The 20875-nt window shown below is 55.7% G+C and carries 23 protein-coding genes; 20 read left to right on the forward strand and 3 right to left on the reverse strand.

The window, feature by feature from the left end:
- Positions 1-6: 6 nt before the first annotated feature.
- The gene (locus ACR0BI_RS02240; protein WP_170393145.1) at positions 7-1407 is read right to left on the reverse strand and encodes a selenium-binding protein SBP56-related protein; all 1401 of its coding nucleotides are present in this window, start codon (positions 1405-1407) and stop codon (positions 7-9) included.
- Positions 1408-1523: 116 nt separating this feature from the next.
- Positions 1524-2255 (reverse strand): FadR/GntR family transcriptional regulator, encoded by a 732-nt coding sequence (locus ACR0BI_RS02245; RefSeq protein WP_170732135.1) that lies wholly within the window; start codon positions 2253-2255, stop codon positions 1524-1526.
- An 89-nt stretch (positions 2256-2344) separates the two neighbouring features.
- On the opposite strand from ACR0BI_RS02245, the gene ACR0BI_RS02250 reads away from it, so the two are divergent.
- The 18 genes from ACR0BI_RS02250 to ACR0BI_RS02335 all read left to right on the forward strand — a co-directional run bounded on the left by ACR0BI_RS02250 (position 2345) and on the right by ACR0BI_RS02335 (position 18456).
- On the forward strand, positions 2345-3136 hold the full coding sequence (locus ACR0BI_RS02250) for a DUF2182 domain-containing protein (RefSeq protein ID WP_170562820.1): 792 nt from the start codon (positions 2345-2347) through the stop codon (positions 3134-3136).
- A gap of 4 nt (positions 3137-3140) precedes the next feature.
- The gene (locus ACR0BI_RS02255) at positions 3141-3845 is read left to right on the forward strand and encodes a DUF1326 domain-containing protein (protein WP_170393142.1); all 705 of its coding nucleotides are present in this window, start codon (positions 3141-3143) and stop codon (positions 3843-3845) included.
- Positions 3845-4351, forward strand: a complete 507-nt coding sequence (locus ACR0BI_RS02260) for a DinB family protein (protein WP_480561530.1) — start codon at positions 3845-3847, stop codon at positions 4349-4351. The genes ACR0BI_RS02255 and ACR0BI_RS02260 overlap by 1 nt, the downstream gene beginning before the upstream one ends.
- A gap of 1 nt (position 4352) precedes the next feature.
- Positions 4353-5447, forward strand: a complete 1095-nt coding sequence (locus ACR0BI_RS02265) for a dimethylsulfoniopropionate demethylase (protein ID WP_170393140.1) — start codon at positions 4353-4355, stop codon at positions 5445-5447.
- A 50-nt stretch (positions 5448-5497) separates the two neighbouring features.
- On the forward strand, positions 5498-6493 hold the full coding sequence (gene acuI / locus ACR0BI_RS02270; protein ID WP_170393139.1) for an acryloyl-CoA reductase: 996 nt from the start codon (positions 5498-5500) through the stop codon (positions 6491-6493).
- 184 nt (positions 6494-6677) lie between these two features.
- Positions 6678-7241 (forward strand): ribosome recycling factor, encoded by a 564-nt coding sequence (gene frr / locus ACR0BI_RS02275; protein WP_170393138.1) that lies wholly within the window; start codon positions 6678-6680, stop codon positions 7239-7241.
- Between the two features lie 9 nt (positions 7242-7250).
- Positions 7251-7982, forward strand: a complete 732-nt coding sequence (locus ACR0BI_RS02280; protein ID WP_170393137.1) for an isoprenyl transferase — start codon at positions 7251-7253, stop codon at positions 7980-7982.
- Positions 7979-8761: a phosphatidate cytidylyltransferase gene (locus ACR0BI_RS02285; protein WP_480561529.1), complete on the forward strand. Its 783-nt coding sequence runs from the start codon at positions 7979-7981 to the stop codon at positions 8759-8761. Before ACR0BI_RS02280 ends, ACR0BI_RS02285 begins: the two co-directional genes overlap by 4 nt.
- Positions 8761-9933 carry a 1-deoxy-D-xylulose-5-phosphate reductoisomerase gene (gene dxr, locus ACR0BI_RS02290; protein WP_480561528.1) on the forward strand — a complete coding sequence of 391 codons (1173 nt, stop codon included), beginning with the start codon at positions 8761-8763 and terminating at the stop codon, positions 9931-9933. The genes ACR0BI_RS02285 and dxr overlap by 1 nt, the downstream gene beginning before the upstream one ends.
- 5 nt (positions 9934-9938) lie before the next feature.
- Positions 9939-11291 (forward strand): RIP metalloprotease RseP, encoded by a 1353-nt coding sequence (rseP, locus tag ACR0BI_RS02295; RefSeq protein WP_480561527.1) that lies wholly within the window; start codon positions 9939-9941, stop codon positions 11289-11291.
- 91 nt (positions 11292-11382) lie between these two features.
- Positions 11383-11511 (forward strand): hypothetical protein, encoded by a 129-nt coding sequence (locus ACR0BI_RS02300; RefSeq protein ID WP_255612105.1) that lies wholly within the window; start codon positions 11383-11385, stop codon positions 11509-11511.
- Positions 11512-11639: 128 nt separating this feature from the next.
- On the forward strand, positions 11640-14000 hold the full coding sequence (gene bamA, locus ACR0BI_RS02305; protein WP_170393133.1) for an outer membrane protein assembly factor BamA: 2361 nt from the start codon (positions 11640-11642) through the stop codon (positions 13998-14000).
- 6 nt (positions 14001-14006) lie between these two features.
- Positions 14007-14591, forward strand: coding sequence for an OmpH family outer membrane protein (locus ACR0BI_RS02310; RefSeq protein ID WP_480561526.1), 585 nt, complete (start codon positions 14007-14009; stop codon positions 14589-14591).
- Between the two features lie 72 nt (positions 14592-14663).
- A complete protein-coding gene (gene fabZ / locus ACR0BI_RS02315; RefSeq protein ID WP_170393131.1) occupies positions 14664-15137 on the forward strand; it encodes a 3-hydroxyacyl-ACP dehydratase FabZ in 474 nt (157 codons plus the stop codon).
- A complete protein-coding gene (lpxA, locus tag ACR0BI_RS02320; RefSeq protein WP_170405636.1) occupies positions 15134-15919 on the forward strand; it encodes an acyl-ACP--UDP-N-acetylglucosamine O-acyltransferase in 786 nt (261 codons plus the stop codon). The genes fabZ and lpxA overlap by 4 nt, the downstream gene beginning before the upstream one ends.
- A gap of 4 nt (positions 15920-15923) precedes the next feature.
- Positions 15924-16718, forward strand: a complete 795-nt coding sequence (locus tag ACR0BI_RS02325) for an LpxI family protein (RefSeq protein WP_480561525.1) — start codon at positions 15924-15926, stop codon at positions 16716-16718.
- Positions 16718-17875, forward strand: a complete 1158-nt coding sequence (gene lpxB / locus ACR0BI_RS02330) for a lipid-A-disaccharide synthase (RefSeq protein ID WP_480561523.1) — start codon at positions 16718-16720, stop codon at positions 17873-17875. The genes ACR0BI_RS02325 and lpxB overlap by 1 nt, the downstream gene beginning before the upstream one ends.
- On the forward strand, positions 17875-18456 hold the full coding sequence (locus ACR0BI_RS02335) for a cadmium resistance transporter (RefSeq protein ID WP_480561522.1): 582 nt from the start codon (positions 17875-17877) through the stop codon (positions 18454-18456). The genes lpxB and ACR0BI_RS02335 overlap by 1 nt, the downstream gene beginning before the upstream one ends.
- Here the strand turns inward: ACR0BI_RS02335 and mnmA are convergent.
- Positions 18453-19598 carry a tRNA 2-thiouridine(34) synthase MnmA gene (gene mnmA, locus ACR0BI_RS02340; protein WP_170405650.1) on the reverse strand — a complete coding sequence of 382 codons (1146 nt, stop codon included), beginning with the start codon at positions 19596-19598 and terminating at the stop codon, positions 18453-18455. The two genes, ACR0BI_RS02335 and mnmA, sit on opposite strands and share 4 nt — an antisense overlap.
- Before the next feature lie 130 nt (positions 19599-19728).
- Here mnmA and sciP point away from each other — a divergent pair, with 130 nt between their 5' ends.
- Positions 19729-20022, forward strand: coding sequence for a CtrA inhibitor SciP (gene sciP, locus ACR0BI_RS02345; RefSeq protein WP_170405653.1), 294 nt, complete (start codon positions 19729-19731; stop codon positions 20020-20022).
- Between the two features lie 84 nt (positions 20023-20106).
- Positions 20107-20823, forward strand: coding sequence for a response regulator transcription factor CtrA (gene ctrA, locus ACR0BI_RS02350; protein ID WP_170393124.1), 717 nt, complete (start codon positions 20107-20109; stop codon positions 20821-20823).
- The last annotated feature ends 52 nt before the right edge of the window (positions 20824-20875 follow it).

Below are 20875 nucleotides of genomic sequence, written 5' to 3' on the forward strand. Positions count from 1 at the left end.
TCCAACTCAGACCGATGGGTAGCAGAAACTATCGGTAGAACAGTCTCCACCCTCAAGCCGGATTTGGTGGGCCCGATATCCGTCGGGGAAGTCGACCCAGAACTTCGGATCCAATGTCAGGCCTCCGTTTTCGCCAACATCCGCCTTGACCATCGCAGCCCCGCGTTCACCGGGATAGAACTGATCATCCCAAGTGGAATAAAGCGAATTGGTCCAATATACCCGCTTTCCGTCGCGGCTGATTTCAACCATCTGCGGCCCGTAACCAAAGTCTTGCCCGTTGGGATGTTTTGTTTTCTTGACGATCCCCCCGATCTCGACTTTGCCTGCAAGGGTCGGGTTCATCGGATCAGAGACATCGTATTGATGCATCTCACCCGTACCCCAACAGGCCACATAAAGGTATTTATCGTCCAGGCTGAGGTCGATATCCGTGACCAGTGGCGGAACGGCAGAGAAGCCTTTCAGCAATTCAGGCAAGTCATCTGGATCAGCGGGCTGCGGATCGATCGTGATGGTCTTCTTGGCCTCGAAGGTGCCATCATCATTACGCCACCAAGTAAAGATCGCGCCCTGCAGGTTGGTCGTGTCAACCACCACACCACAGAACCCATATTGTTTGACCGGATCGTGAGCGGGCCGGATTTCCAGGGCCATCTGGTGATTTTCACCCAGATCGATGGTCTGAATATTGGTCCGGCTGCGCAGGTTCCAGAAATGGATGCTGTGCCCGTATTTGTTCGAAAGCAGATCCTCGGCCACGATGCCGTTTTCGAATTGCGGAGGCAGCCCCCATTCCGAACTGACCATATAGTCGCGTGGCAGGTTCCACCAGAAATCGTAGTGTTTGTCTTGGATACCTCGCTCGATCTCGTAGCGCCCGATGATCTCGAAGCTCTCGCAATCCATGATGAAAATGCCCGGAGGACCGTCCGTGCCGTCTTCGCCACCGCCTCCAAGCGTGCTCACGTAGATCCCCTCCGGTCCGCAATGGATCGTGTGCGGGCGGGAATATCCAGTTTTTGCAAAAACTTCTTCGGGTTCGATGATCTTGTGTATCTTGGCCTCAAGCGGGTTCTTGACGTCGATAATGTAGATCCGGCTTGATCGTATGCCAGGAACAATGAGGTAGCGGCGTTCCAGAAACGCATGGCCACTAAGCGGTGACAGCGCAGAGGAACAAGCGTTCCACCCAAAATGGTGAAACTCATCGCCTTTCTCTGGCATGATCACTTGATGGACAATTTTTCCGTAATCATCCGAAGTCGGATCCACGTTCACGACGGCCAAACCGTCTGGTTGGGAAAAATCAGGGCTTAGCATCAACGTGAATGCAAGCGTTTCAGTGGGGCCCTCCATCGCCAGTTTGGCTGATGGGTAAAAGGTTGGGTCCGGTCTTTGGTTCATAACGTCCTCCCGTAAGTCATTGATCTTCAATACATGTTGGAAGTTCCGGTCTTAACGCCGGATGTCATGCTGCCTGCTCGGGCACCTCGCCGTCCTTCGTTCCTTTTTGCCTGTGGTCAGGCGGGTTTGCGTCGTCTTTCGGCCACGTCCTGCGCCAGTTGCCGTGTATAGGCCTCAAGTTTGATCAATGCCGCATCGACCGGGCCGGCATCACGCGCTTCCAGTGCGTCTGTGATGTCACTGTGGAGGGCGATGATCTCTTCGCGGGATCGAGCCGTGAACGTAATCATATTCATCAGAGGTTGCATAGCCTCGACCGCACCGGCCAATTGGTAGGACAGAACGGGGTTGCCCGCGCCATCCACAAGCGCGCGATGAAAGGCGACGTCGGACGCGCAGAAAGCCTCATCTGTGAGACCTGGTTGCGCCTGACGAAAAATCTCGGCCCGCATGGTGGCGAGTTGATCCGCGGTACGACGTTGTGCCGACAAAGCAGCGCATGCACGTTCGAGCGCATAACGCGCTTCGCATGCGGTGTCGAAACTGACTGCGTTCATCGACAGCAGCAGTGTCGAGGTTGTGACTTGTTGGGAATAGGCGTCCTCAAAACTCAGTCGGTTCACAAACGCACCACCCGATGCCCCGCGTTGCGTGCGGATAAGGGACTGCGCTGCCAGGCGTTTCAGTGCTTCGCGAACCGTAGGCCGTGATACTTTGAACTGATCGGCCAACTCAGATTCTGAGGGCAGACGCTCATCTACGATCAGCCGACCCGAGATAATTGCGTCCCGGATCGCCTGAGCAATTTGAGCGGATAGATCTGCAGTACTCTGAGGGTCGATTTTCATGGTTGTTTTCGGCGATGCGTAATTTTTATTTGTCTGACATTTAAAAGTCTGACATTTGAAAAGCAAGAGAGTTGAGTCGGGAGGAGCAAGTGAGTCGCTCAATTTTCCGCAGCGCGCTTTGGTTGGGCTTCTACATCACGATCCTTTGGTCGTGGTGGATGATGGTCTCGATGAGCCGCGATATGGACGTGGACTGGATCGGTCGACCTGGACCGATGGGTCAGGCGATGGCGGCCATGGATCCGCGTATGGACATGTATATGCCCATGGCCGAGTTCGGCCCACTTTTCTGGATGTGGGCGATCATGATGGCGGCCATGATGCTGCCGACTTTGGTGCCCACGTTGCGCAGTTATGATGATCTGATCCGCAGCGCGAACGGTACGCGGGCAGGGTGGCTGGGCGTTCTATCCGGATACTTCATAGTTTGGGTGGGCTTCGCTGCGCTGATCACTGGCCTGCAATTGGCGCTGCTGTTTGGCGGCGCGGTTGATATGTTGGGAATCGCTAAATCGCCATATCTGGCCGCCGGCCTGTTGATCGCCGTGGGTGCCTTTCAGTTTTCTCGGGCGAAAGAAGTCTGCCACGGTGTTTGCCATGCACCGATGACGTATTTTCTGGGCCACTGGAAAACCGGATTCGGCGGCGGTGTACGCATGGGCGTTGGACTGGGTGCGTTCTGTGTCGGTTGCTGCTGGGGCTTCATGGCGTTGGGCTTTGTCGGCGGCGTCATGAGCCTGCTCTGGATGGGGCTGGCGACCCTGTTCATGGTATTGGAAAAACTTCCCCAGATCGGGCACGCCGTGACCCGTCCTATGGGATTCGTCTTGATTGCGGGTGGTTTTGCACTGCTCGCTCATCACATTGTTTACGGAGGATAAGTCGATGGCTAAAAATAGAAAACCGGATGCAGACAAGCTGCCGGTCAGTCAAAGAATTGACAGCCGGATGCCAAATCCCAAGCGGCGTGAGATGAGCCCGACCGATTGGGCGGTTAAGGGTGAACTGATCCTGAATTGTTCGTGCGACGTATTCTGCCCATGCGTGGTTTCGCTGGGTGCACACCCTCCGACCGAAGGGCATTGCCACGCGTGGATGGGTATCGCGATCGACGAAGGCCATTACGAAGGCGAAGATTTGTCCGGTCTGAATGTAGGTCTGCTGGTTGATATCCCCGGACGCATGGGCGAAGGCCAGTGGAAAGTCGCGGCTTATGTGGATGAACGTGCCAGCGGCAAGGCTTATAATGGACTGTTGCAGATATTCAGCGGTCAGGCAGGTGGCACAACCGGGCTGTTCACTATGTTGGTCAGCGAGATCATAGGGGCTGAACGTGCACCGGTTCAGATCGAAAGGGACGGCACCAAACGCCGGATCATGATAGGGCGCAAGATTCAGGGTGAGATCGAAATGCTGGCGGGCAAAGACCCAGAGCACCCGGTGATGGTTTCAAATTCGAAATACTGGATGGGGCCGGACATCATTGTAGCAAAAGGCACGAAATCCAAGGTGCGCGACTATGGTCGCGTATGGGACTTCGGCGGCAAGTCAGCCGAGATCTGCCCGATTGACTGGCACGGGCCTAAGTAATGATAACCGGTGCCTATGCCCGTGAAATGGCGCGATATAACCACTGGCAAAACAACCAGTTAAAGGGCTTTCTCGAAGCTCTTTCAGACGAAGAATTGGCACGGGATCGCGGCGCTTTTTTCGGGTCGATCATGGGAACTGCCAATCATCTGCTTTGGGGGGATTGGATCTGGATTTCCCGGTTTGACAAGGGACCGGGGCCAGGTGGTGGCATTCCTAAGAGTGTCTCGATCTGCACTGGCATGGCCGACTGGCTGCCGCTGCGCGATACGATTGACGCCCGTATTGCGAGATGGGCCAATACGTTGGGGGATGATGTCCTGAGCGGTTCGTTCACGTGGTACTCGGCTGCAAAAGAGAACGACGTAACAAAGCCTTACGGGCAATGCGTCATTCATATGTTCAATCATCAGACGCATCATCGCGGACAATTGCACCAAATGCTGACCGAGGCTGGTTCGCAGGCACCTGTCAGCGATCTTGTCTTTCTGCCAGAGGATTTCTGACATGGCAGTCATCTCACCGAACCGGCGCGTGCGCAAAACCCCATTCACTCCGGGCGTCGAGGCCGAAGGCGTCACAGGGTATACCGTTTATAATCACATGCTGCTTGCGACGGTTTTTGAAAGCATCGAGGCTGATGCGGCGCATCTGAAACAGCATGTTCAGGTCTGGGATGTCTCGTGTGAGCGGCAGGTACAGATCAAAGGTCCGGATGCGTTGCGGCTGATGAAGATGCTCAGCCCGCGCGATATGGACAAAATGCAGGCGAACCAGTGCTATTATGTGCCGATAGTAGATCACAATGGCGGCATGCTGAATGATCCTGTTGCGATCAAACTGGCGGATGATCACTATTGGTTGTCGGTTGCCGATGGTGACCTTTGGCAGTTTGCTCTGGGAATCGTGATTGCGCTGGGGCTGGATGTCGATATTTCTGAGCCGGATGTGTCGCCCTTGGCGGTACAAGGCCCCAAGGCGGACGAGCTGATGACGCGCGTCTTTGGTGATGAAGTCAGGGATATAAAGTTCTTTCGATATAAACGGTTGGCGTTTGAAGATACATCATTCGTCGTCGCCCGGTCTGGCTGGTCAAAACAAGGCGGGTTCGAGATATACGTCGAAGGGACGGATTATGGCATGCCACTATGGGACACGCTGTTTTCTAATGGCCGAGACCTGAACGTGCGGGCAGGTTGCCCAAACGGGATAGAGCGTGTTGAAAGCGGTCTGTTGAGTTTCGGGTCGGACATGCGGCGCGAGAATACGCCCTATGAATGCGGGCTAGCACGGTTCTGCAATTCTCCGCTGGATTACATCGGCAAAGCCGCTTTGGCGGATCAGGCGAAAAACGGTCCACCCCGGCAGATCCGTCCGCTTGTCATTGAAGGTGAGATCGGACCGTGCACCGAATCTTGGCCGCTGATGGCCGGGGGCCGGCAGGTCGGGCAGGTGGCTTCGGCTGCGTATTCACCCGAGTTTGGAGTGAATGTAGCCATTGGAATGGTCGACCGGTCCCATTGGGCGCCAGGTACACGGATTGAATTGATGACCGAACATGGAATGCGATGGGCCGAGGTGCAGGAAAAATTCTGGCGCTAAGCCCTTGTTTCAGGAACACAGCCGATTGAGGCAATAGAAGGAGTAAGTTCATGTTTAATGCACTTGTCGTTGAAAAAGATGAAGAAAGTGGCCTCGCAAGCGCTTCGGTGAAGCAGATTTCTCTGGATACGCTGCCGGATGGAGAAGTGACGATCGCCGTTGAATATTCAACGGTGAACTACAAGGACGGTCTGTGCATGTCGCCCAAAGGCGGTGGTCTGGTGCGTAGCTATCCTCATATTCCGGGCATCGATTATGCGGGCACGGTCGAGCAGTCCTCGGATGCACGCTACAAACCTGGCGACAAGGTCGTGCTGACGGGCTGGCGCGTAGGTGAAGCGCATTGGGGCGGCTATTCACAAAAAGCAAACGCGCGGGCAGATTGGCTGGTGCCGTTGCCGGATGGGTTGGATACACGGCAGGCGATGGCAGTTGGCACTGCCGGGTTCACCGCTATGCTGGCCGTCATGGCGCTGGAGGATCAAGGTTTGCAGCCGGGTCATGGCCCGGTGTTGGTCACAGGTGCCGCAGGAGGTGTCGGCTCGGTCGCGACGGCCATTTTGGCCCATCTGGGCTATGAGGTTGCAGCTGTGACCGGGCGTCCTGAAACCGAAGAATACCTGAAATCACTGGGTGCAACCACAATTGTCCCGCGTGACGAGTTGAACGAGACCACCAAGCGTCCGCTGGAAAGTGAAACTTGGTCCGGATGTGTTGATGCGGTGGGCGGAGCGATGCTTGCCCGCGTGCTGGGGCAGATGAAGTATGGGGCCTCGGTCGCTGCGGTTGGCCTTGCCGGTGGTGCGGCGCTGCCCGCAACCGTGATCCCATTCCTGCTGCGCGGTGTAAATCTGTTGGGCATCGACAGCGTGATGCAGCCATATGACAACCGGGTCCGTGCCTGGACGCGTATCGCAACCGATCTGCCTATGGATAAGCTTGAGGCGATGGTCCATTCAGCAACCCTTTCTGATCTGCCCCAGTTGGGAGCGGACATCCTGCAAGGTCAGGTAAAAGGGCGCGTCGTGGTAAACGTGAACGCTTGATAGACAAAACAGACAACGGATCGGCCGGAGCATGCATCCGGCCGACCCAATTGTCGGGAATGAGGCCGAAATGCCGGAAACAGTTCTGGCCATTGCCACATTTCGTGACCATGATTGCTATACATCCCATTTGTGATGGCTTAAGACCCATCCGAACATCACCTGAAGACGGGGAGTGAGCAGCATGTCTGATGATTTCGAACTCGATACCGATGATCTGAAACGCCGCATGGACGGTGCCATGGCCAACCTCAGAACCGAATTCGCTTCGCTGCGGACCGGTCGTGCATCGGCTTCAATGCTTGAGCCCGTCATGGTCGATGCTTACGGCGCGATGACTCCGATCAATCAGGTTGGTACCGTGAACGTCCCTGAACCGCGCATGGTAACCGTGAATGTTTGGGACAAGGGCCTCGTCGGCAAAGTTGAAAAGGCCATTCGGGAAAGCGGTTTGGGTATTAACCCGCAACTGAATGGTACCATCATCATGCTGCCGATTCCCGAACTGAACGAAGAACGCCGTCGCGAGCTCGGCAAGGTCGCGGGTCAATATGCAGAAAGCGCACGGGTTTCGATCAGGAATGTGCGCCGTGATGGCATGGACCAGATCAAAAAGGCCAAGGCAGACGGCATGTCCGAGGACGATCAGAAATTCTGGGAAACCGAGGTTCAGGAGCTGACGGATACCATGATCAAATCCGTCGATGATGCGCTCGAGACCAAACAAGCCGAGATCATGCAGGTCTGAGCCTCGGATATGCCAAAGGATCCCGATACCTCTCCGATTGCAGGGCCGCGCCACGTTGCTATCATCATGGACGGCAACGGTCGCTGGGCACAGTCGCGCGGGCGGCCTCGATTGTTTGGCCATCATGCAGGTGCGCGCCGCGTCCGTGAGGTGGTCGAGGCCTGCCCGGGTTTAGGGATCAAGTATCTGACAGTATTTGCGTTTTCGACTGAAAACTGGAAACGCACTCAGGTCGAAGTTGCAGGCCTGATGAGCTTGTTTCGCCGTTACATCGTCAAAGAGACCAAGACCTTGAAAGATAACGGCATTCGGGTCCGTTTCATTGGGGATAGAGTTCGGCTGGATGCCAAGCTGACCGAGCTGATGGATACGCTTGAACGCGAAACACAGAACAACGACCTGGTTCATCTAACCGTTGCCTTGAACTATGGCGGTCGTGACGAGGTGGCGCGCGCGACCAGACGTTTGGCACGTGACGTGGCCGAGGGCGTACTGCGACCCGAGGACGTGGACGAGGAAACTCTGCCCAAATATCTGGACACGCGCGTTCTGCCTGACCCCGATTTGGTGATCCGTACCAGTGGTGAAGCGCGGATTTCGAATTTCCTGCTGTGGCAGTCTGCCTATTCCGAATACGAATTCATCGATACTTTGTGGCCTGATTTCACCGCTGCAGAACTGGAACGGCTGTGCCGCAACTATGGATCGCGTGAACGGCGGTTTGGAGCGGTCCCGGCATGAGTGATGGCCGATGGTCTGATCTGACTGCCCGGGTTTTGTCGGCTTCGGTTCTTGTGACTATTGCGGCAGTCGAAGTTTGGCTAGGCGGCCTGTGGTTTGAGATATTTATCGGCACCGTCTGCGGTCTGATGATATGGGAACTGATCCGGATGATCGACCCAGAACGTCAGGGTGTCGCGATTCAGCTGGCGATACTGACCGGGTTCGCCGTGGTCCTAAGCTATCATCTACCACCGCTATACAAACTGCCGTTTTTGGTGGCCCCGGCATTGGTAGGAGCAGGACAGATCAGCCGTGCGCGTGGGATATACGTCCTGTTTGCCCTTTGGATCGCGATGTCGGGGCTGGGATTCATATCGATCCGAGAAAACCTGGGATTTGGATGGATGGTTTGGCTGATCCTTGTGGTCGTGGCCACGGATGTCGCCGGGTATTTTGTGGGCAAAACGCTTGGCGGACCTAAGTTCTGGCCCAGAGTTAGCCCCAAGAAGACATGGTCCGGTACGGTTGGAGGCTGGGTTGCTGCCGCGCTGGTCGGAACAGTTTTTGCGCACTATGCCGGTTTCGGCATTGCTTTTATCGTTGTCTCCGTTCTTGCCTCTATGGCCAGCCAGATCGGTGATATTGTTGAAAGCGCGACAAAACGTGGCCTTGGCGTTAAGGACAGCTCAAACCTTATACCCGGTCATGGCGGGTTTCTGGATCGGTTTGATGGGATGATGGGCGCGTCGGTCTTTGTGTTGCTCGCAGGGCTGTTTTACGCGCCCCGAGGTATGTGATGCGAAGGGTATCCATATTTGGTGCGACTGGTTCCATTGGCCAGAATACGATTGATCTGATCGCAAGAAATCCGAATGCCTATGACGTGGTCGCGTTGACCGGTGGACGCAACGTCGCGCAGCTTGCTCGCGATGCGGTGCGCCTGGATGCAGACGTGGCGGTGACTGCGTTTGATGACAAACTCGATGATCTGCGTGACGCATTGGCCGGCAGCGGAGTGCGAGCGGCTGCGGGGCAGGCCGCTCTGATCGAGGCCGGGGCGCGACCGGCGGATTGGGTGATGTCGGCGATTGTCGGTTCCGCAGGATTGGCTCCGGGGATCGAAGCGTTGAAACAAGGGTCGACACTCGCGCTTGCCAACAAGGAAACGCTGGTTTGTGCCGGGCCGCTGGTTCTGGAAACGGCTCGGGCGCATGGCGCCACGCTATTACCCGTGGATAGCGAACATTCGGCAGTTTTTCAGGCGCTTGTGGGCGAGGATATGACAAGCGTCGAACGGATCATTATCACCGCAAGCGGTGGAGCGTTCCGGGATTGGCCGCTTGGCGATCTGGCCAAAGCAACTGTTGAACAGGCATCGAGTCATCCGAACTGGAACATGGGACAGCGGATTACAATCGACAGCGCATCTATGTTCAACAAGGCATTGGAAGTTATAGAAACCAAAGAATATTTTGGCGTTAACCCATCGAATATCGAAGTCCTAGTGCACCCCGAATCCATCGTTCACGCACTGGTCGGATTTCAGGACGGCGCCTTGATGGCACATCTGGGGGCTCCGGATATGCGCCATGCCATCGGGTACGCGCTGCATTGGCCCGAACGGCGCGATTTACCTGTTGCGCGTCTGGATCTCGCGCAACTGGGTCAGTTGCGATTTCATGCACCGGATGAAGCGCGTTACCCGGCTTTGCGTCTTGCCCGCGAAGTGATGCAGCGCGGCGGCTTGTCCGGTGCGATCTTCAACGCCGCCAAAGAGCGCGCATTGGACCACTTTATAGAAAACCGGATACGTTTTTTGGATATGGCAGACACGGTGTCGGCCGTGTTGGAGCGTTTTGAGGCTTCAGACAGCCTGATTGATGCACCATTGACCCTTGATAATGTACAGCAAACGGACCATCTCGCACGTCAGTGGGTCGATGAAACCGTATTGGAACGAGCAGGATAGAACTTTTGGACATACTCTCTTTGATCCCGCAATTTGGCAATCTGCTCTACACGATAATAGCCTTCGTTATTGCGCTTTCAGTGATTGTCGCGGTGCACGAATACGGCCACTACATCGTTGGTCGGTGGTCTGGCATTCATGCCGAAGTGTTCTCGATCGGTTTCGGCCCGGTTCTATGGAGCCGCGTAGACAAGCGCGACACTCGCTGGCAGGTCGCGCTGCTGCCATTTGGCGGTTATGTCAAATTCCTGGGGGATGCCAATGCCGCGTCCGGCAAAGACGTAGACGCGATGAGTGAGATCTCTGCACAAAGCCCGGAAGAGCTGCGCCGCACCATGCACGGCGCCCCGCTTTGGGCGCGTGCGGCTACTGTTGCGGCAGGGCCGGTCTTTAATTTCGTGATGTCGATATTGGTGTTTGGCCTGATTTTCTGGTCGCAGGGTGTTTCCCGTGAACCTTTGACTGTTGGCGCACTGCAGCCGTTGCCTGGTACAATTCAGGGTCTGCAGGAGGGCGATGAGATTATCGCCATCGCAGGCATTCCAACACCGGATTTCGATGACGCAAGCAACTGGTCCGATTTCATCAATTCGCTGCCTGTAGAACCAGAGCTGGACTATACGGTTATCCGAGATGGAGAGACCACTGATGTCGTGGCACCTTGGCTCTTTCCACCGCTAATCCAACAGGTTACGCCGCGCAGTGCAGCGATGGACATACAGTTGCAGCAGGGCGACGTAATCACGGCGGTAGACGGTGATCCGATCTTTGCGTTCGAGCAGCTTAAGGAACATGTCGAAGGATCGAACGGGCGCGTATTGCTGCTGGATGTATGGCGCGACGGGGCGGATTTGGAATTTGCACTTGCGCCCCGACGCACGGACGAGCCGACGTCGGATGGTGGTTTCATCACCCATTGGCGCATCGGTATCGTAGGCGGCATGATGATCGATCCCGAAACCGTTCCAGCGGGCATTTGGGATTCGATCGAAGGTGGCGTGGTCCAAACCGGGCGCATCATCGAAGGCTCACTGTCGGGAATGTGGCACATGATCACCGGAGCGATCAGCACCTGCAACATTTCCGGGCCGATCGGTATTGCCGAAACCTCGGGTGCTATGGCCAGCCAGGGGGCACAGAACTTCATCTTCTTCATCGCCGTATTGTCAACGGCGGTCGGGTTGCTGAACCTGTTCCCGATCCCAGCCTTGGATGGGGGGCATTTGCTATTCTACGCTTATGAAGCTGTGTCTGGTAGACCACCCAGTGATAAAGCGCTGAGGGTACTGATGGGGGTCGGTGTCACACTGATCCTGTCATTGATGCTTTTCTCGGTCAGTAATGATCTGTTCTGCTGATTAAGGCGATCTTGGCACCGTTCCGACGCAAAATTGCCGCAATTCAAGCCTATCTTATTGGGGTGCATCGATAAGTGTAGGCTTGAGTTCAATGACCAAGGCGTTTCAAAAATCCTATCAGAGTGTCAGCGTCCTGTTCCAGTTGAACTGGGATATGCTGCTCAGCTTTGCCGTGACCGCACTGGCCCTAGCTGTTGGTGGTTATCTGCTCGGTTTGTGATTCTCCTGAACATGTCTGACTTACGTGCAACGGCCTTATGGGCCGTTTTTGCTTTTTCGTCTTTTGACATGGCCCCACAATCGGGCTACTCAGCAGCTAAAGGCTGAAAATTCTGGGTAGTGATAAAAATGACTGACAGCAGGCGCACGGGCACATACTGCGGCTCGCGGGGGCGGAAAAGCAACATTTTGTGGCAGGCACTAACGTTCTTTTTCCTTTTTGCTACACCGGGTTTACTGGTTCTGACGCAGCCCGCACAGGCGCAATCTTACACCATCAACAGCTTCGAAGTTGAGGGCAATCGACGGATCGAGACTTCGACGATTATCGCCCGCACCGGAATCGAACCGGGGCAGACTGTTACGGCAGGACAATTGAATGATGCCTTCCAGCGTTTGCTTGACAGTGGTGTTTTTGAAACAGTCGAACTTACACCACGTGGCAGTACGTTGGTCATCGCGGTCGAGGAATACCCGACCATCAACCAGATTAGCATCGAGGGCAATCGCCGCGTAAAAGATGATCTCCTGCTCGAAGCGATATCGTCCCAAACCCGCCGCGTATTCACGCCTCAACAGGCCGAAGCGGACGCTGACCTGATTGCCGAAGTATATTCGGCGCAGGGCCGCGTATCCGCGACGGTTATCCCGCGCATCATTCGTCGCAGCGATAACCGTGTCGATCTGGTGTTCGAAGTCGCCGAGGGAACGACAATTGAGGTTGAGCGAGTCAGTTTTGTAGGAAACCGCGCGTTTTCGGACCGTCGACTGCGCCGCGTGCTTGAAACAAAGCAGGCGAACATTCTGCGGACCTTCCTTCGCGGCGACACCTTCATTGCCGACAGAATCGAATTCGACAAACAGGTGATCCGTGATTTCTACCTGTCACGCGGTTATATCGATTTTCGCGTCAATAGTGCCAATGTCGAATTCACCCGCGAACGGGATGCATTCTTTCTGGTTATGAACGTCACAGAAGGACAGCGGTTCTCGTTCGGTCAGATTACGACCGTCAGTGAGATCCCGGGTGTGGACCCGGCGCCTTATCAGGCGGCTCTGAAAGTCAAACCAGGTGTAATTTACTCTCCGACGGTGCTTGAGAACTCGATCGCGCGGATGGAGCGTCTGGGGCTGAAAAACGGCGTTGATTTTCTGCGGGTCGAGCCCCGGGTAACGCGTAATCCCCGCGATCTGACATTGGATGTCCAGTTCGTGCTGACCCGTGGCCCGCGTATCTTTGTGGAACGCATCGATATCGAGGGGAACACAACCACGCTAGACCGTGTGATCCGCCGTCAATTCGATACCGTTGAAGGCGACCCCTTCAATCCCCGCGAAATCCGCCAGAGCGCCGAACGTATTCGCGCCTTGGGTTTCTTCTCGGTCGCTGATGTGGAAACCCGCGAGGGATCGTCGCCAAGCCAGGTTATCGTGGACGTGGATGTCGAAGAACAACCAACCGGTTCGTTGAGCCTGGGTGGTAGCTACTCGGTCTCGGACGGTTTCGGGATCGCAATCGGATTGAATGAATCGAACTTCCTCGGCCGCGGGCAAAACCTGGGTATCACGTTGTCGACAGCTCAGGATTCTGAACAGTACGTTATCAACTTTACCGAGCCTTATCTGCTGGGCCGTAAGCTACGCTTTGATCTTGGGCTTGGCCTGGCCAGCACCAATTCGAGCTTTGCCAGCTACGACACAAAAACAGTGTTCTTCCGCCCACAGCTGAGCTACGCGATCGGTGAATTGTCGGCGTTGCGTCTTCGCTATGGTTGGGATCGCAGCGAAATGACCCAGCAGAGCAATGAGCGGAACGGCGCTGTCATCTCATCAGAGATCGATCAGGGGAAACGAACCAGCAGTTCTCTGGGTGTGTCCTACGTATACGATAGCCGTATTGGTGGCCTGAACCCCACAGCGGGCGTCCTGTTCGAAGTCGGCGTGGATGCTGCTGGTCTTGGCGGGGACAATGAATTCTTCAAAACCACGGCACGGGCGATAGCCCAAAAACGCGTCCTCAACGAAGAAGTCGTATTGCGCGCGACGCTTGAATTGGGTGCACTGAACTGGACCGGGGACGATTTCAGCCGCACGCTCGACCGGTTTGTTCTAGGTCCTAGCACATTCCGCGGGTTTGAGCCTGCTGGTATCGGGCCGCGTGACCTTTCGAACGGGCAGGACGATGCCATCGGCGGCAACTACTACTGGGTTGCTCGTTTCGAATCGGACTTCCCGCTGGGGCTGCCCGAAGAACTGGGGCTGCGTGGCGGCGTCTTCTACGATGTTGGCAACCTCTACAATCTCAACAACGTCAACACCGCTGGCGCTGATATTGTTGGTGAAAGCGGTTCGATCCGGCATGTTGTAGGGGTATCCGTACTGTGGGAAACACCGTTTGGTCCGCTTCGCTTCAACTTCTCGCAGGCCCTCAAGAAAGAGGACTTCGATAAAGAGCAAAGCTTTGACCTGACCGTTCAAGCCAGGTTCTGATCGCGAATGATCACCGAAGTTAAGAACATCCTGCAGGGCCCGCTAAGGGCCCTGTGCGTTTTGGTACTTCTAGCTGTAGCAATGCCGCTGGGTGCACAGCAATTGGGCGTGCCACAAACAGACGTTCTGACAATCTCCAGTGAGCGTTTGTTTGCAGATTCCGCCTTTGGGCAGCGCGTCTTTCGCGAGATTGAAGCCGAAAGCACCCTTTTGGCTGAAGAAAACGAACGGATTGTGGCGCAGTTGAGCAAGGAAGAAAAAGATCTGACCGAAAAGAGGTCAGATCTTTCGGCGGACGAGTTTCGCCCGCTTGCCGAAGCTTTTGACGAGAAAGTTCAATCACACCGTGACGGCCAGCGCGCCAAACTGGACGCATTAGCGCGGCGCGGCGAAGAGGCGCGTGGTCAGTTTTTTGAAATGGCGCAACCGGTGCTGATCGAATTGCTGCGCGAATTTGGCGCCTCGATTGTGATCGAGCGGTCCAATGCGGTTCTAAGCACGGACGCCTCAGATATTACCAACGCTGCGATCGCCAGGATTGATGCCGCAATCGGCGACGGCGCTACACTTGAAAACAATAACAACGAATAGGCTGGCTTGCCCTTGGGTACGGGTATTGCTAACCACGCTTGAAAGAGACATCCAGAACAGGACATCCGCACCATGACCACGGAAACCAAGAGCGCCGACATTCAGCTGATTCAGCGTATATTGCCGCATCGCTATCCGTTTTTGTTGGTCGACAAGGTTGTGGATATCGATGGCTATCAATCAGCGGTGGGCATCAAGAATGTCACCATGAACGAGCCGCACTTTCAGGGCCATTTCCCCGGAACTCCGATCATGCCTGGCGTGACCATTGTCGAGGCGATGGCGCAGACTGCAGGGGTTATGCTGGGTGTCGGCATGGATGTAATCGACAGCGAGTTGCTGATCTATTTCATGAATATCGACAAATGCAAATTCCGCCGCAAGGTCGTACCTGGCGATGTTCTCGAAATGCATGTCGAAACTGTACGCGGTAAGAAAGGTGGCAAGATCTTCAAGTTCAGCGGCCGCGCGACAGTCGAGGGCGAGGTTGCTGCCGAAGCTGAATTTTCGGCCTATGTCGACTGGGACATGGAAAAAACAACATGAGCGGTATTCATCCCAGCGCCATTATCGAAGACGGTGCGCAGATCGGGCAGGGTTGTACGATTGGTCCATTCTGCCATATCGGTCCGCAGGTCCGTCTGGGCGATCGGGTCGAACTGAAATCCCATGTCGTAGTCACCGGCGATACGTCAATTGGTGATGACACAGTGATTTTCAGCTTTGCTGTTGTCGGGGAAATTCCGCAAGACAAGAAATTCGGTGGTGAGAACACGCGCCTTGAAATCGGTGAGCGCAACCGTATCCGCGAACACGTCACTATCAACACCGGCACGGATGGCGGCGGTGGTATCACCCGGATTGGCGATGACTGCTTACTGATGGCCGGTGTCCACGTGGCGCATGATGTACAAATCGGCAACCGGGTCATTCTGGTGAATCACGCTGGCGCAGCTGGTCACTGTATTATCGAGGATGACGTCATCGTTGGCGGAATTTCGGGCTTACATCAGTTCGTGCGCGTAGGTCGCGGTGCCATCATTGGCGCGCTTACGATGGTCCCGAATGATGTGATCCCATATGGGCTTGTTCAGGCGCCTCGGGGCGAGCTGGATGGCTTGAATCTGGTCGGTTTGAAGCGGCGTGGTGTAACGCGTGAGGATATCTCGGCATTGCGCGCGGCCTTCAAGGAACTGTCAGAAGGAGACGGCACCTTCATGGATCGCGCCACCCGGCTGGGCGAGGATGCAGACAACGAATATGTGCGCCAGATCGTCGAATTTGTGACGGGGCAAACAGACCGTTCGTTCCTGACCCCGAGGAAGTAGGCCAATGCTGGCATTGATCGCAGGAACTGGCGCTTTACCAGACGAGGTGGTCAATTGTCTGCCAAACCGCCCGCTGATCTGCGCTCTGGAAGGGTTTGAGCCCGATACACTGACCACCGACTTGGTTTTTCCATTGGAGCAACTGGGTAGCTTCGTCGCCGATCTCAAAGCCCGCGGCGTGACCGAGATTTGCATGGCAGGGGCAGTGCGTCGTCCGACTGTCAATCCAGCTCGCATTGATGCGGCGACGATGCCGCTGGTGCCGATCCTGCAAAAGGCCATAATGGCCGGTGACGACGGCGCATTGCGCGCGGTCATTGGTATATTTGAGGATGCCGGTTTGACGGTCCGTGCGGCGCATGAGATCGCGCCGGATTTGCTGCCGCCGCTTGGCTCATTGACCGAAGCCCAGCCTTCTGAAGCGGATCACGCCGACGCAGATCGAGCGGCAGGAATCCTGCGCAACATGGGGGCGGCGGATATCGGTCAGGCTTGCGTAGTACTGAAATCCCAAGCGTTGGCGATCGAGGGCATCTATGGCACCGCATGGATGCTGCAATCCTTGACACAGCGCCCCGACGCGGGCGGTGGCATTCTGTACAAAGGTCCAAAGCCGGATCAGGACCGGCGCGCAGATATGCCTGCCATCGGACCCGACACCGTGTCAGCAGCCGTCGCTGCGGGCTTGTCTGGCATTGTCATTGAAAAGGGCGGCGTCATCGTTTTGCAACGCGATCGCGTGATTGAAGAATGCAATCGCCTTGGTCTGTTTCTTTATGTCCGCGAGCGCACGGTCTGATGCGCGTTTTTCTGGTCGCCGGTGAACCTTCGGGCGACCGTTTAGGAGCCGCGTTGATGGAAGGTCTGCGTACCCTTTTGCCAGAGGTGCACTTTGATGGGGTTGGCGGGCCGCTAATGCAGGCGCAGGGGCTGACCAGCCGATTTCCCATGTCTGAACTCAGCATTATGGGGTTGGTCGAGGTTCTGCCCAAGTTCTTTCACCTAAAACGCCGTATCGCTGAGACTGCTCAGGCAGTTCTAGACACGAAGCCTGATGTACTGATCACTATCGACAGCCCGGATTTCTCGTTGCGTGTGGCTAAGCTGGTAAAGGCCTCCAGCGAGATTCGCACTGTCCACTACGTTGCCCCCAGCGTCTGGGCCTGGAGACCGGGGCGCGCAGACAAGATGGCGAAAGTAATCGATCACGTCCTTGCGCTGTTACCCTTTGAACCGCCTTATATGGAGCGAGCAGGGATGGAGTGTGACTTTGTCGGCCATCCGGTTGTGAACGAACCCATTGCGTCCGATCAGGATATCCAGCGATTCCGCGCGGCTCACGATCTGGGCGACGCGCCCATCGTGCTGGCTTTGCCCGGCTCTCGGCGGGGTGAGGTCGAACGGCTGGCTCCGATCTTTGGCGCTGCTTTGCAGGAATTTCTGAAAAACCGTCCCGATATGCGCGTGGTCGTGCCCGCAGTTGCACATATGGTTGATGCGGTCGCCGAACAGGTTCGGAACTGGCCGGGGAATCCGATAGTTGTCGATCCGCGGGAATTGCCTTCGGACGACGCGCAAGCGCAGAAACGGGCAGCGTTTGCCGCAGCTGATCTTGCATTGGCTGCATCCGGCACGGTCTCATTGGAACTGGCCGCGCAGGCAACACCGATGGTGATCGCCTATAACCTCAACTGGCTGACCACGCTGATCGCAAAACGAATGGTTAAGCTGGACACCGTCACACTGGTCAATCTGGTCTCGGAGACACACGCAGTACCCGAATGTCTGCTGGATGAATGCCAACCGGACAAGATCGCTTCGGCGTTGGAACAGGTGGCCGCCACCCCCGACGCCCAACATCAAGCCATGGCGACGACGATGGAGCGTCTTGGTCGCGGTGGCGAAGCACCGGGTTTGCGTGCGGCAAGGTCCATTTTGGACAGAATGAAATCGTGATGCTGGATCATGTGATCTTTGCTGCTTCGGCCTTCATGGCGCAGGTTTTGACCAATCTCGACAACCTTGCAGCTCTTGTAGCGTTGATGATGGTGTCTGGTCCGCGCCGGACCGTTGCGGGGTTCCTGCTGGCGCAGATGTTAATCATCGCGGCCGCCTTATTGTTGGCCTTGGGTGTCGATGATGTGGTGCCACATTGGGCTGGATATCTGGGCGTGATACCACTTGGCCTCGGGCTGATCGGAGTTGTCCGCCAGTTCCAGGGATCAGAGGCCGAGGAGGCCCCTCAAATATCCACGAGTGCCTCAACATTCGTCACCATGCTGCTGTTCATAAGCCTGTCGATGGACACGTTCGCTGTGCTTGCGCCGCTATTGGCCGACTCAGCCCCCAGCTATCGGATTGCGGGTGTCACCGGCGCGGTGGCAGCAGCGCTGACGCTGACCATGCTGGGGCTTTGGGGTGCACAATCCCCGATCATGACCGGCGGTTTCGCACGTCGGCTTGAGAAACTGGTGCCTTACGTAATGATTTGTGCCGGGATCTATATCCTCAGCAACTCGTGGACTGACGCGATTTAGTAACCGCGCCAGATCCAGCCGCCGCCAAAGATACGGCTGCTATCGGTTTCGTAGAACACACAAGCCTGACCCGGAGAGATACCTTCCTCGGGCGTCAGCAATTCAACCTCGGCTGTTGTGTCCGAAAGGGGGCGAATAATCGCCTCACGCGGGGGGCGGGTCGAGCGGACTTTGACCGAAACATGCCATTCGTTCTTTGACGTGAACGGTTCGTCTCCCAGCCAATTGATCTCGCGCACGGGAACGGTTCTTGTGGCCAACATCTCTTTGGGGCCGACAACAACCTGTTTCTTGTCCACATCCAGCTTGACCACATACAAAGGTTCGCTGAGACCACCGATACCGAGCCCACGACGCTGACCGATCGTATAGTGAATCACCCCGTTATGCTGCGCTAGAACGCGGCCATCGGCGTGTACGATCTCACCGGGTTCTGCGGCTCCGGGGCGCAGTTTTTCGATCACGCTGGCATAGTTTCCGTTGGGCACAAAACAGATGTCCTGACTATCCGGCTTGTCCGCAACGGCCAGCCCATATTGTGCCGCCATCTCGCGCGTGGCGTCTTTGGAGGGCAGGTGGCCAAGCGGGAAACGCAGGAAATCCAACTGTTCCGGTGTGGTCGAAAATAGGAAATAGGACTGATCGCGATTTGCATCCTCAGCGCTATGAAGCTCGGCGCCATTGGGGCCCATCTTTCGCTGGATGTAATGGCCTGTGGCCATGCAATCGGCCTCAAGGTCCTTGGCGGTCTCAAGCAAGTCCTTGAACTTCACCCGTTCATTGCAACGGATGCAGGGCACCGGAGTCGCGCCGGCAAGATAGCTGTCGGCGAATTCGTCGATTACAGCGTCCTTGAAGATATTTTCATAGTCCAAGACGTAGTGAGGGAACCCGCGTTCTTCCGCCACGCGACGCGCATCGTGGATGTCGATTCCCGCACAGCACGCGCCTTTCTTGGCCAACGCCGCACCGTGATCGTAAAGCTGCAGAGTAACACCTACGACATCATAGCCTTGATCAGCGAGATGGGCCGCCACAACAGAGCTGTCCACACCGCCGGACATGGCCACGACAACCCGCGTTTCCGAGGGTGGTTTGGCAAAGCCAAGCGAGTTCAGCGGGGTCTCGGTATCGAGGGCCATAGGCGGTTCCTGTCCGGGTTAAGAAAGACCGGCAGAATATAAGAAAATTCTAGACACTCTCAAGGGGCGGTTTCACGCCCTTTTAAGTAGGCTGGGTGCAGCTTTGTCGCAGCAGCAGAAGGTATGAGAGATGTATTTGCACAAAGTGGAAGGTCCAAGGTCGGTCACCCTGCCGGACGGGAGCGTGCTGACACGCGCCGATTTGCCTCCTGCGGATACGCGGCGCTGGGTGGCGTCGCGCAAGGTGATCGTTGTGCGCGGTGTACTTTATGGGTTGATTTCGTTGTCCGAAGCCAAAAAGCGCTATGGCATCAGCGATGAAGAGTTCAACTCGTGGGTCTCAGCAGTTGCTGAGCACGGGATCGATGCGTTGAAGGTGACGGCCTTAAAAAAATATCGACAACTTAAAGATGAAAGTGAATAAATGATTCAACGGTAACGTCAGATTAACCATTTTTATTCAGGCTCAAATCAGTTGAAGAATTTGACCTAAATTGGAGCAGTGAACATGCGCATACTTCTTGTCGAGGATGATCCAACCACGTCCAAAAGCATCGAACTGATGCTGACACACGCCAATCTCAACGTGTATGCGACGGACCTTGGCGAAGAAGGCATCGATCTGGCCAAGCTATATGATTACGACCTCATCCTGTTGGACTTGAACCTGCCGGATATGAACGGCCATGAAGTATTGCGCCAACTGCGCATAGCACGGGTAGAGACACCGATTCTGATCCTGTCGGGCGCTGATGACACCGAAAGCAAGATCAAGGGATTTGGATTTGGAGCAGACGATTATCTGACCAAACCTTTCCATCGCGAAGAGCTGGTGGCGCGCATTCATGCGATTATCCGCCGCTCTAAGGGGCATTCTCAATCCGTGATACACACCGGGCAGGTCGCCGTAAATCTGGATGCCAAAACCGTAGAGGTGAACGGAAAAACCGTACACCTGACAGGCAAGGAATATCAGATGCTGGAACTTCTGAGCCTGCGGAAAGGAACAACACTGACCAAAGAAATGTTCCTGAACCATCTCTACGGCGGCATGGATGAGCCCGAGCTCAAGATTATCGACGTCTTCATCTGCAAGTTACGCAAGAAACTCAGCAATGCGACCGGTGGTGAGAATTATATCGAGACGGTCTGGGGCCGTGGATATGTCCTGCGTGATCCGCAAGCCAACAACATGGGTGAAACCCGCATGGCCGTGGGTGCCTAATCTGATCTGATTGCTACCGTCGATGGTCCGGGGCGGTAAATCCACTCGCGTG

The sequence above is a fragment of the Ruegeria sp. E5 genome (genome assembly GCF_056534105.1).